At 38.6% G+C, this 12,585-nt stretch carries 11 protein-coding genes; 7 read left to right on the forward strand and 4 right to left on the reverse strand.

What is annotated here, in order from left to right; translation table 11 throughout:
- Positions 1–29: 29 nt before the first annotated feature.
- Positions 30–770 carry a cyclase family protein gene (locus IGI52_RS18170; protein ID WP_016180945.1) on the forward strand — a complete coding sequence of 247 codons (741 nt, stop codon included), beginning with the start codon at positions 30–32 and terminating at the stop codon, positions 768–770.
- An 18-nt stretch (positions 771–788) separates the two neighbouring features.
- On the opposite strand, the gene IGI52_RS18175 is transcribed toward IGI52_RS18170, so the two are convergent.
- A complete protein-coding gene (locus tag IGI52_RS18175; RefSeq protein WP_102872356.1) occupies positions 789–1,520 on the reverse strand; it encodes an NADPH-dependent oxidoreductase in 732 nt (243 codons plus the stop codon).
- A 378-nt stretch (positions 1,521–1,898) separates the two neighbouring features.
- On the opposite strand from IGI52_RS18175, the gene IGI52_RS18180 reads away from it, so the two are divergent.
- The 6 genes from IGI52_RS18180 (at position 1,899) to IGI52_RS18205 (ending at position 10,875) form a co-directional block, all read left to right on the forward strand.
- On the forward strand, positions 1,899–2,168 hold the full coding sequence (locus tag IGI52_RS18180; RefSeq protein WP_016180943.1) for an ACT domain-containing protein: 270 nt from the start codon (positions 1,899–1,901) through the stop codon (positions 2,166–2,168).
- Positions 2,169–2,180: 12 nt separating this feature from the next.
- Positions 2,181–3,524, forward strand: a complete 1,344-nt coding sequence (locus IGI52_RS18185; RefSeq protein WP_144325401.1) for a PFL family protein — start codon at positions 2,181–2,183, stop codon at positions 3,522–3,524.
- Positions 3,525–3,672: 148 nt separating this feature from the next.
- Positions 3,673–6,354 carry an FtsX-like permease family protein gene (locus IGI52_RS18190; protein WP_438782022.1) on the forward strand — a complete coding sequence of 894 codons (2,682 nt, stop codon included), beginning with the start codon at positions 3,673–3,675 and terminating at the stop codon, positions 6,352–6,354.
- Between the two features lie 376 nt (positions 6,355–6,730).
- Complete coding sequence (gene thrS, locus IGI52_RS18195) at positions 6,731–8,638, forward strand: threonine--tRNA ligase (RefSeq protein ID WP_144325397.1); 1,908 nt, start codon at positions 6,731–6,733, stop codon at positions 8,636–8,638.
- Between the two features lie 219 nt (positions 8,639–8,857).
- Positions 8,858–9,862, forward strand: coding sequence for a nucleoid-associated protein (locus IGI52_RS18200; RefSeq protein WP_102872360.1), 1,005 nt, complete (start codon positions 8,858–8,860; stop codon positions 9,860–9,862).
- Between the two features lie 62 nt (positions 9,863–9,924).
- On the forward strand, positions 9,925–10,875 hold the full coding sequence (locus IGI52_RS18205; protein ID WP_144325395.1) for a P1 family peptidase: 951 nt from the start codon (positions 9,925–9,927) through the stop codon (positions 10,873–10,875).
- A gap of 286 nt (positions 10,876–11,161) precedes the next feature.
- Here the strand turns inward: IGI52_RS18205 and IGI52_RS18210 are convergent, their stop codons facing one another.
- From IGI52_RS18210 to amaP, 3 genes are all read right to left on the reverse strand, one after another.
- Positions 11,162–11,698, reverse strand: a complete 537-nt coding sequence (locus tag IGI52_RS18210; protein ID WP_016180937.1) for an Asp23/Gls24 family envelope stress response protein — start codon at positions 11,696–11,698, stop codon at positions 11,162–11,164.
- A gap of 73 nt (positions 11,699–11,771) precedes the next feature.
- Positions 11,772–11,960 (reverse strand): DUF2273 domain-containing protein, encoded by a 189-nt coding sequence (locus IGI52_RS18215; RefSeq protein WP_016180936.1) that lies wholly within the window; start codon positions 11,958–11,960, stop codon positions 11,772–11,774.
- 11 nt (positions 11,961–11,971) lie between these two features.
- Positions 11,972–12,541, reverse strand: a complete 570-nt coding sequence (gene amaP, locus IGI52_RS18220; RefSeq protein ID WP_185937797.1) for an alkaline shock response membrane anchor protein AmaP — start codon at positions 12,539–12,541, stop codon at positions 11,972–11,974.
- Positions 12,542–12,585: the final 44 nt, after the last annotated feature.

Genomic DNA, 12,585 nt, shown 5'->3' on the forward strand with positions numbered 1-12,585 from the left:
AAAATGAAAGCGATTTAAGGAGGAGTAATATGAATGAAATTGTGAATAGTGTACACTTTTTAAAGCAACAAAAATGGGTGGATTTAAGTCACAGCATATATGGTGGTATTCCTTATTTTCAATCATTTCAGCCAATGCAGGAAAAAACACTAGTTACAGTCAAAAATGATGGATTTTTTGCTAAAGAGTATCAATTAGTGACACAATATGGAACTCATATTGATGCTCCAGTGCATTTCGTAGAAGATCGTGTGGCGGTAGATCAGTTACCAATCAAAGATTTTTTATTGCCTTTAATAGTTATCAACAAAGAAAAAGAAGTTGCAGAAAATCCTGATTATTCTCTGACGGTGGAAGATATTCTTACTTTTGAAGAAGAGCATGGAAACATTCCAGCAGAAAGCTTTGTCGCATTTGCCAGTGGCTGGTCTAAACGCTGGGAGGATTTGGAGGCATTCTATAATGTCGATCAAGAAGGGCAGGCCCACACGCCAGGTTGGTCCTTGGAGGCCTTAAAATTCTTACATGAAGAACGACAAGTTACAGCGATAGGTCATGAGACACTGGATACTGATTCGGCAGTGAATTGTACCCGAAATGGGGGACTAATTGGAGAGCTGTACTGGCTTCAGCAGGACAAATTTCAAGTGGAGGTCTTAAATCGGTTGACGGAGCTTCCACCAGTTGGCGGCGCTATCTCGATTGGTGTACCAAAAGTCAAAGATGCTCCAGGGTTTAATGTTCGTGCGATTGCTATCATTCCAGCATAGAAAAAAGCAAGGTTTCGTTTAAAAAACGAAGCCTTGTTTTTTTAGAAATTCAACAGTATTTTGACGTCTTGGATACTCAAAATGTTGTCGAACTTTTTCTGACCAGTTAGTGCTCTGAACATTCGTGCTTCGAGCTTGATAATAGTCAGCAGTTTTTTCATCGTAAGCATTGATCATCTCCGCTGTTAATGATTGGTAGGTATTGGTTCCAAGTATAGTATTGAGTGGCAGTCTTGGTTTTACCTCATTTTTTTTAACTGGATAGCCGACAAACATACCAAATACTGGATAAGTTAACTCAGGGAGTTCAAGAATATCCTTCATCTGAAATAAGTTATTCCGAATACCACCGACATAACAAATTCCTAGACTAACCGATTCAGCATAAATTGCCATCGATTGTGCAGCTAAGGTTGCGTCAACGATTGAAACCACTAATGACTCCATTGTGCGCAAGTGTTCCATAGAGTCGTTGTTCATAGCTAAGACTTGTGCGTGTTTATTTAAATCTGCAACAAAAATGTAAAGAGCGCCTTTTTCCCCATTATCAACAGGAAAATTTGCGATTTGTTCAATCTTTTTTCTTTTTTTAGCATCGGTAATTTCAATTATCGAGAAGGCTTGTAAAAAGTTAGAGCTGCTGGCACTTTGGGCGGATAAGATTAACTGTTCTCTTAGTTCGTCAGTTAGTTTTTGCTGGGTGAAGGACCGTACTGATGTGTGTTGGAGCATTGTTTCAAAAAGTTCCATTAAGAAACCTCCTCTTTTTATAGTGATTTACTCGTCAAACTGAATATATCACAGGGAAAAGACAATAGGAAGTAAAGCGATATTGGAGAGCTTGTGGGTATGCACAAGCAGCCAACAGAAAAATCAAACTATTTTCGAAGAGAAGATATGTGATTCTACTTAACCTGTTGAAGCAAGAAGTTGAACTGACAAAGCGTAAAGAAAAAATCAAACTATCTTTGGACGCATACGATTCTACTAATCGCACTAAAAATACGAAACGAAACTCGCAAAATCCGAACATTTTGATAAAAAGCTTTGATTTAATTCATAAAAATCTCATCGTTTTGTCATCACTGTGCTATAATGAGAAACAATTATCTGAAGGGAGTTATGCAAATGCGTGGCGTAGTAACGGTTATTGGAAAGGACAAGGTTGGTATCGTAGCCGGTACCAGTCAAAAATTAGCGGAATTAAAAATTAATATTCTTGATGTTTCTCAAACAATTATGGGAGATTATTTTACCATGATGATGTTAGTGGACTTGACCAATGCTACAGCAGATTTTGAAGGAGCACGTGAACAGCTTCATGAACTAGGGAAAAACTTAGGCGTGAAGATTAGTATTCAAAATCAAGAAATTTTTGACACGATGCATAAATTATAGGGAGGACTCTTTGTGGAAATCAATCAAATAATGGAAACGATTCGAATGATCGAAGAAGAAAATTTAGATATTCGAACGATTACCATGGGGATATCATTGCTAGATTGTATTGATAGCGACAGTGATCGCGCCTGTGAAAAGATTTATAACAAAATTACTACGAAAGCAAAAGACTTGGTTAAAGTTGGTGAGTCGATTGAAGCTGAATATGGTATTCCTATCATTAACAAACGTATCTCTGTTACACCGATTGGAATTATCGCAGCGGCGACTCCCGATACAGACTATGTGAAATTTGCTAAAACATTAGATAAAGCAGCGAAAGATGTCGGGATCAATTTCTTAGGTGGCTTTTCAGCTTTAGTTGAAAAAGGCTATCAGCATGGCGATCGAATTCTAATTGATTCGATCCCTCAAGCGTTGGCGGAAACGGATTTTGTTTGTGCTTCTGTAAATATCGGTTCAACCAGAGCAGGAATCAATATGGATGCTGTTGCTCATACTGGACGAATCGTTAAAGAAACCGCTGAAGCTTCTGACATGGGCTGTGCAAAATTAGTGATCTTTGCGAATGCGGTTGAGGATAATCCCTTCATGGCCGGTGCTTTCCACGGTGTAGGTGAAGCTGATTGCGTCATCAATGTTGGCGTCAGCGGCCCAGGAGTTGTGAAGCGTGCATTAGAAAAAGTCAAAGGCGAATCCTTTGATGTTGTTGCAGAAACGGTGAAACAAACTGCTTTCAAAATTACTCGGATGGGGCAAATGGTTGGGAAAATCGCGTCTGAACGTTTAGATGTACCTTTCGGAATCGTGGATCTATCATTAGCACCAACACCAGCAGTGGGCGATTCAGTTGCCCATGTTTTGGAAGAAATGGGCTTAGAGACAGTCGGAACTCATGGAACGACCGCTGCTTTGGCATTATTAAATGATGCTGTGAAAAAGGGTGGTGTCATGGCATGTAATCATGTTGGTGGATTATCTGGTGCATTCATTCCTGTTTCAGAAGATGCTGGGATGATTGATGCGGTGAATAATGGTTCTTTATCGATTGAAAAACTAGAAGCTATGACGGCGATTTGTTCAGTAGGTTTAGATATGATCGCAATTCCTGGCGATACACCAGCTAGTACCATTGGGGCAATGATCGCAGACGAAGCGGCGATTGGTGTGATCAATCATAAAACTACCGCTGTTCGGATCATTCCAGCGAAAGATAAAAAAATTGGTGATATGGTAGAATTTGGCGGTTTGTTGGGTAGAGCACCAGTTATGGCTGTTAATGCAGCTGGCTCTGATGATTTCATAGCTCGCGGTGGTCGAATTCCAGCCCCAATTCACTCATTTAAAAACTAAACACAATAAAATTGATTTTTTTAATAGAACGCTGCAAGAGTGGAAACTTTTGTAGTGTTCTTTTTTTGATTTTAGTTGAAATTTTTTGTGCCAGTCATGAAAACGTTTTGTGTTAGAATGAAATGGACGAAAAAACAGGAGTAGACAGATGAAAAATAAAACATATCTAAAGGCGAGTTTACGAGAAATCATTTACTCAAAAGGCCGTTTCATTTCAATCGTTTTAATTATTCTATTAGGCACATTACTGTATGTAGGAATCAAAGCGACTGGCCCAATTTTAAATCATTCGGCTAGTCAGTTTGTGGATAAACAGGAGTTATCGAACCTGCAAATTATTTCCACTAGTGGTTTGACAAAAGAAGATGAAAAATTGGCAGAGACAGTCCCAAATGCTGAAATCGAAAGTGGATATCAATTGTTTTATGCTGATAGTGATAAGAATCAAGTAGTGAAGCTTTATTCTTATGACAAAGACAAACAGCAGAATCAATTGATTGTAAAATCGGGACATTTGCCAAAAAAAGATAATGAGATTGTCTTGGATGAAAAAGCCAAAGAGGAAGGCTATCGTCTCAATCAAACATATAAAATTGATCAGCCAGATCAGTTGAAACGTAAAAACTTTAAAATCGTTGGATTTGTACAATCACCAATGTATATAAGTACAGAAGAACGCGGTCTTTCGAACGTCGGAAACGGCAGTGTTGATTTCTTCGCTTATTTACCAGAGAATAATTTTTCCAGTGAGATAAAATCGGTAATCTATCTCCGATTTTCAAATGTCGATGGGAAAGAAACCTATGGTAAAGCTTACGAGAAAAAGATGAATCAAAATATCGACAAGGTTGAAAAGCTTTTTGCAGAACGACCGCAAGAACGCGCGGCAGAGATCAAAGCAGAAGCAGAAAAGGATTTACTGCCAAGAAAAGTTGAAGTAACTGATAATTTGGCGAAGGTGGATGCCGGACAAAAGGAGTTGGATCAAGCCAAGGCTCAGTTAGAACAACAGGCCGTCATGGTACCAACTGGAAATCCAGAATTGGCAAAGGCTCAGGAAGAACTAGATGCGCAGCAAAAAGAACTTACTAGAAACCGTGAACAACTAGTCGACGCTCAACAAAAAATCAGCGATAGTGAAAAAGAAATCAGCGAGTTGAAAACGCCTAGTTATTCTTTTGACCAACGGGCAGACAATCCAGGCTTTCAAGAATATGGAGACCTTTCCGAACGGATTGCAGCGATCGCTAATGTCTTTCCTATTTTTTTCTTTTTCATTGCAGCATTAATCACATTTACAACAATGACTCGGATGGTAGAGGAAAATCGACGAGAGATTGGTACTTTAAAGGCACTGGGCTATTCACGTTTTGAAATTTCGATCAAGTATATTATTTATGCTTTATCAGCAGCGGCTATAGGGATTGTTTTAGGTAGTGTGATTGGAACTCACACATTGCCACGATTAATTTTTGTACTTTCCAGTGATCGCTATAATTTTTCAGGAGTGACTGCATTTTATTTGCCGCGTCCCATCTTCCAAGCCTCCATTGCTTTTCTATTTGCTAGTTTGGGAGCTGCTCTACTGGTATTGTTCCGTGAGCTGCATGAAAAACCGGCCGACCTCCTTCAACCGAAGGCTCCAAAACCTGGTAAACGGATTTTCTTGGAACGGCTCACACCGATATGGTCGCGTATGAGTTTTAACTCAAAGGTCAGCTATCGCAATTTATTTCGCTATAAATCGCGGATGATCATGGCTGTGATCGGAATTGCTGGCTGTGCTGCGTTGATGGTTGCTGGAGTCGGCTTGAAAGATTCACTAAGTTCAGTCGGTGATAAACAATTTGGCCCGATCATTGATTATGATGCGATTGTCACTCTGAAAGATCAACCTGATGAAGCAAAAGTTAATATGATCTTTTCTCAGAATAAAAAGCTTACTAGCGAATTGGCAATGATGAATCAAACCGTTGAATTAAAACAAAAAGGACAGGCCAATCAGAAACTTACCATGATGGTACCAAAAGATCGGCAAAAGTTTAAAGAGTACCTGCATTTGAAGAATCAAGGTGAGAAATTTAATTTGCCAAATGATGGTGCCGTGATTACACAAAAGATGGCAGAACTGTTTAATCTAGAGAAAGGCGACAGCTTAACAGTCCATGATGAGGATCAGCAAACCTTCGAAGTAAAAATCGCCAATATCGCTGACAATTATCTAGGAAACTTTTTGTATTTATCAAAGGATTACTATCAGCAGGCTCGGGGAAAAGATTTCAAAATGAATAGTTATTTATTGAAAAGTAAAAAAATGACTAAATCAGAGGAAAAAGAACTGTCTCAAAAACTGTTGAGTTCTGGTCAAGTGGTAAATACTTCTTTTATCTCTACGCAAATAGAAGCTCAAGAACAATCGATGGATAATCTTGATGGTATTGTATGGATCTTTGTCGTTTTATCAGGCTTATTGGCGTTCATTGTGTTGTATAATTTGACGAATATAAATGTTTCAGAACGAGTACGGGAACTGTCAACAATCAAAGTATTAGGCTTTTATGACCGAGAAGTCACTTCATACATTTTTCGTGAGAATTTTGTCTTTACTATTTTAGGGATTTTGTTTGGTTACGGTCTAGGGATTATTTTGACCAAATTTATTTTAGATCAAGCATCGATGGAGACTATCACATTTCCATTAGTAATTCGCTTAGGTGCATATCTTTCGTCTGGCGGATTGACTATTCTTTTTTCCGTCATTGTAATGGTCGCGACACATTTTCGGTTGCGGCATATCAATATGATTGATGCTCTGAAATCAAATGAATAACCTTGGAAGAAAAGCGTTGACAAATATTTTTTGTGGGGCTATGCTTTATTCAATAATACAATGCAATGAAAAGGACAATATCTGAGTTTGTTTCTCGTCTCACCAGAGAAAGAAGCCATGGCTGGAAGCTTCTGAACGATAAAACCAGATTACTCCCTTTGAGCGGCCGCAAACGGTCCGGGTGATACCCGTTATCTATCTTACAAGCCAGAAAGTCTACACTTTTTGGGAACTTGGGTGGTAACACGTCTATTCACGTCCCTATTTTTTATAGGGACGTTTTTTTATTGAAAACCCTTCAGGCCTTTTGTTAAAATTAATTAGAAAAGGTACGCAGGAAAGAATATTATGAAAAAGCGGATCGGAGTTGAGTTGGATGTCAAAAGAAATCGAAATTGTTTTACCAGATGGAAGCAAACAAAAGGTGACAAAATATACCACCTTATTCGAGATAAAAAATCAGCTGATGGAAGAAGCAGTCGTCGGTAGTATTGATGGCGAGTTGGTTGATTTAGCAACTCCAGTGAAAGATAATGCTGAAATCGCTTTTTATGATTGTTCTTCTCCTGAAGGAACTACGGCAATTTGTCAGCTTGTTAGCCTCCTGCTGGAAGAGGCGATCAAGACGCTTTATCCGGAAGCTCTTTTTGCTAAGGCTCAACGTGATGAGCAAACAGTTTGGGTCGATTTACGTGTGAATCAGCCACTGAGTGCATTGATCTTAAAAGATTTGGAGCACCATATCAAAAAGCAAATTAAAGTAGGGGCCTCGATTGAAAGTACAACAGTAAGTGTGTCCGAAGCAAGAGAAATCTTTAAAGACAATGAGTTGAAGCTATTTGCGCTGGCTGAGTTAATGGCAGATCAGCAAGTCTTTGTTTATTCTTTCGGTAATGTAACAGAATTTTTCCTTGAACCGATGGCGCTTGAATTAGCGACAGCGCAATATTTTTCATTATTAAAAGTTTCTGGCGCTTACTGGCAAGGAAACCCGGAAAACGAAATGCTGCAACGGGTCATGGGAGTTGTTTTTGCTGAGAAGTCACAGCTCCTTGCTCACTTAGATTATCTGGAAGAGTCAGAAAAACGCAGTCATCAGAAATTAGGGAAAGAGCTTGATTTATTTATGTTTTCTGAAGAAGCTCCTGGGATGCCTTTCTACTTGGAAAATGGCTTGACTATTCGGAATGAATTGCAGAGATTCTTACGAGAATTGCAGGCAAAATATGATTATAAAGAAGTTAAAACACCATTGATCTTGAATCAACGATTGTGGGAACGTTCAGGGCATTGGGATCATTATAAAAATAATATGTACTTCACGAAGGTTGCAGATGAAGATTATGCATTAAAACCAATGAATTGTCCTGGTCATTGCTTGATCTTCAAGGATCGCAAACGATCATATCGTGATTTACCGATGCGGATGGCAGAGTTTGGCCAAGTCCACCGTCATGAATTCAGTGGTGCTTTGAACGGATTATTGAGAGTTCGGACCTTCTGTCAAGATGATGCTCATATTTTTGTACGACGGAATCAAATCGAACAAGAAATCGCCTTGGCCTTGAAAATTATTGATGAGGTTTACAAGATTTTTGGCTTTGAATATGGTGTCGAGCTTTCGACGCGCCCAGATGACTTTATGGGTGAAATTGAGTTATGGGATGAAGCAGAAGCATCCTTAGGAAAAGTATTGACTGATCTTGGCTATAAATACAATATCAATGAAGGCGATGGCGCATTTTATGGACCGAAGATCGATATTCATATCAAAGATGCCTTAAACCGAAGCCATCAATGCGCCACCGTGCAATTAGACTTTCAAATGCCAGAAAAATTTGATCTGACTTATGTTGATGAAGATAATCAGGAGGCTCAGCCAGTGATGATTCATCGTGCGGTTTTTGGTTCATTGGATCGTTTCTTAGGTATCTTGATCGAGCATTATGCAGGAGCATTTCCCTTCTGGTTAGCTCCGAAGCAAGTCGCACTTATCAATGTAGCTCCGCCTCATGAGTCTGGTGTAGAAGAACTATTTCAAGAGTTTCATGCCGCAGGTATTCGTGTAGAGAAAGATTTGCGAAATGAAAAATTAGGCAAAAAAATCCGTGAGGCTGAATTACGGAAAATTCCTTACATCTTGGTAATTGGCGACAGGGAAATAAAAGAAGGAACATTTGCGGTTCGTAAACATGGCAGCGATAAAATCAAGCAAATGACCAAGCTCGAATTTATGAACTTGGTTAAACAGCAGATCCAAGAAAAAAATCATCAATATTATTAAAACAAGATAGGTATTAAAAAAGCTGGAATTTTCCCAGCTTTTTTGATACCTATAAGCAACTAGGGAACTTTTATTAAAACAATAGTTGCTATTTTCCCTTTTTCCTGTGTATGATAGTCAGGTTGGCAATACTGTTTTACGCAGTTACTTTAAAAATAAGCTGGCTTTTTTAGCTCATAGAAAGAATTAAAAGTCTCAATTTTAGAAAGCAGGGAACTTATGGATATTTATTTAAAAAAAGCTGCACTTCACATTGTGGATCGCGAATCAGGGGATCCGATTTATAGTCAGAGTGAATTAGATTTAACAAAAGAATACGTTCGTGAGTATTTGATAAAAAAAATTCAAAAGTTATCTTCCGCCCAAACCAAAACAGGAACGCTAGCAGAGGATTCAACATTTGCATTATTAAGCCAACAAGCAGAACATGATTTTTTACCCGCTAGTGAAAAAATTGTGACGCGCTGGTATGAAGCTTATAAAGAAAGTGAGGAAGCACCAAGTGCGGATGCCTTTGTCGTGTTATACGAAGAAGACACTCAACTATATTTGGCCTTTCTAAAAGTGAATTACCATGAAGGTTATACTCATATCGTAGATTCAGACGATACTGGCTTGAAAAATGAATTGATCATTCATCGTGCGTTGCTTTCGGGTAAGACACAAAAAGCCGATGAAGGCATTGTAGTTAATCTGAGCAATCTGAGTTATGAAATGATCGAAAAAAAATACCCATTTTCAGGAGAAAAGCGTTTATACTTTTCAACGCAAGTGATCGAAAGTCGTCCCGCACCATCATTGGAAGAAAATGTTCGAGTGATTAAGAAGGTTGCGGAAAAAATTGGGGCAAAGTTTGAAAATCAAAAACATGATGTAATCGCTGACGTGAAAGAAGCTGTTTACGATATTGTAGAAGAAAGCGGACAGATTGATGCTAAAGTTGTGGCGCAAAAGGTTTTCAAAGACAATGTTTCAGCTCAAGTTGCGTTTCAAGAAGAAGTCGTTGAAAAAGGCTATGTGGATCAAGCGCCATTGTTGAGAGAAGTCCGTGAGATCACTGAAAAAAAATATGGCAAACAAAAATTAAAATTATCGAATGGAATTGAATTGATTGTGCCATTGGATGTTTATCGTAATCCAGAGTTAATCGAATTTATTAACAATCCTGACGGTACGATCTCTGTGACAATCAAAAATGTCGATGAAGTAATTAACCGTCTATAGCAGGCGGTTGTTTTCTTTTATGGGAATCGCTAGAATTAGAGAAAATATCTTTGGAGGACAAGATGGAAGCATATCAAAATTTTTTTCATATTGGGCAATATACCGATTCTGAAGCGATGACGGGCTGCACAGTAATTCTTTGCAAAGATGGAGTTACAGGTGGCGTTTCTGTACGAGGGGGATCACCGAACACACGGGATACAGACGCTTTGAAATCTGAGAATAATCGAAAATTTGTCCATGGCGTGACATTATCTGGCGGCAGTGCTTTTGGTTTAGCCGCGAATGCTGGAGTTGTGGATTTTTTAGAAGAAAACAAAATCGGACGAGATATGGGAATCACCTTTGTACCTAATGTTGTTGGTGCGAGTTTATTTGATTTACGAATCGGTCGTTCAGATGTTCGACCAAATTATCAAGCCGGACGCCAAGCGTGTGAAGCAGCATTTAACGATCAGCCATTTCAAGCGGGAAATTATGGTGCTGGAACAGGCTGCAGTGTCGGAACGATCAATGGTGCAAAAAACGCTATGAAAGGCGGGATCGGACTTCATACGATTGCACATGGAAATTTATGGGTAACCGCAGTGATTGCTGTCAATGCTGTAGGAGATGTTTTTGACGAAGAAGTTGGAAAGATAATCGCTGGTGCTCGTAAACCAGGTGAGCAGCGAATCGGCTTCTCGGAGGAATTGTTCCTCGAGTATTATCAAAATGAAGCAGCCTTGTTTGATGGGAATACAGTGATTGGCTGTGTGATGACTAACGCGACTTTCCCAAAAGCTAAGATGAACAAATTAGCGGATATCAGTCATAATGGGATTGCGCGGGCGATTCGTCCTTCACATACAACCTATGATGGTGATACCTTATTTGTTTTAGGGGCAAATCAAATTAATGCTAGTTTTGAAGCAGTCTCGATTTTAGCGGTTGAAGCTGTTCGTCAGGCAATTGTAAAAGGAACTAAAGCTGCAGCGACCTATGGGGACTATTTAGGATATCAGGATAGATAAACAAACGGCCAAGACTAACATTGTCTTGGCCGTTTGTTTTATCAATTGATTTTAACCCTGTCTACGATTCCACTAACTTGCTAAAAGTAGAACTGGCAACTCGCGGCTAATTCGTTATAAGGAAACAATTTTTTCAAAACCTGAAAAAATTGAACCAATACTCATTCCGCCTACCATCCAACTAAACATCGCGAAGGAAGTCATGTTTTTAGGAATAATTTTTGCCAGTCCAACTAGAAGCACTGCAAAAAGACTAGCTAAGGTTCAGCTAGTCAATGGGGAAGAGTTATTTAACGCGTGGTTCTGATTCTAAATTGTCGCTGATTTTGTCTGTTTGATTGCTCAAAGCACTTTTTGCACGATTTGTTTGTTTTGAGGCGAATCTTCCAGTCGTTTGAGCGGCACTAGTAACTTTATCTTGAACAGTCTCGCTGTCTTCTTCGTATTCTGCGCGAGTTTTAATATCTACGACGTTCACATTGACTTCAATTACATCTAAGTGAGTCATTTTATTGACTTCCTCAGAGATCAATTTCTTCATTTGATCATAAATATTTTCGATGTCTTTACCATATTCAACAACAACATCCATATCGACAGCGACTTGTTGTTTGCCAACCTCTGTGCTGATTCCAGAAGTTACATCATCACTATTGACTAATTTGTCTTTGATGTTCGAGAAAAATCCGCCATCTACAGTTAATAAGCCATTTACATTTTCCAAAGCAATGCCGATAATTTTTTGGATGACTTTGTCTTCATAGGTTAATTCACCTTTAATATCTTTTTTTGGTTCTGTTGGTTTGATTGTTGTGTTTTCCATTCTTTTGTCCTCCTATTGTGTTAATGGATGATTCTTTTCAAAAGAAAAGATCATGGTAATCTGATGTGTGTAACTATTTTTTTAAATAGTCATCTAAAATATGATTATTTTTTAAATAGATACCGATGGCTACGCCGATGATCGTGATCAGAATCAATAAAATCGTTTTAAAAAAGCCGATTGTAAAGAATAGCACAGCTAAGATAAAACCGAGGATACCAAAGATCATAGGCAGTTTGTCTCGTGTTAAAAATTCTTGCATCGCTGTTCCTCCTATTCTACTCGCGGCCGAGTTACCGTTGCTTCTGATGATGTTGGTTCAATTGCCTGTAGTTTTACTTTAATTGAAACTTTTTCTTCAGAACCTAATAATTCTCGAAGTTTTGTTTCCACGTTTTTAGCCCATTGATCTGTTTGACCAATTAAACCAGAAGTTTTCTTTAACTGACCATGAACATTTACTTTAATTCTATTTTTCGTCGCCACTACATTGACCTTAGGGTTATTCATAAAGTCTTCCTGTTTGATACTTGTCCGAACATACCCTTCGATCGCTCGCTTATCCAGAGCTAACTCGCCACGATTTTCTTTCAAGGAGAATTTGGTTACTCTCTTTGGATAGAATATGATTACGAAGATACCGATTACCGTTAAGATCGCTAAAGCTGCTGCTACCCAAAATAAATAGAGCTGAGCATATTGATTTGTCAGCACAAATTGCTGCAGTGAGCTAAAGTCCAATGGGTTTGAAGCGATGAAGTAATAGATTGCTACAACGGATAGAAAAATGGAAAGTAAAACCAGTGAGAAAATAATCAAGATGGTTTTGAGAAATTTGTTCATACCGTACCTCCTTACTTCAATATTTTTAAATTGTTTACACTCAA

The sequence above is a fragment of the Enterococcus sp. DIV0187 genome (assembly GCF_051713785.1).
Lineage (GTDB): Bacteria > Bacillota > Bacilli > Lactobacillales > Enterococcaceae > Enterococcus_A > Enterococcus_A avium.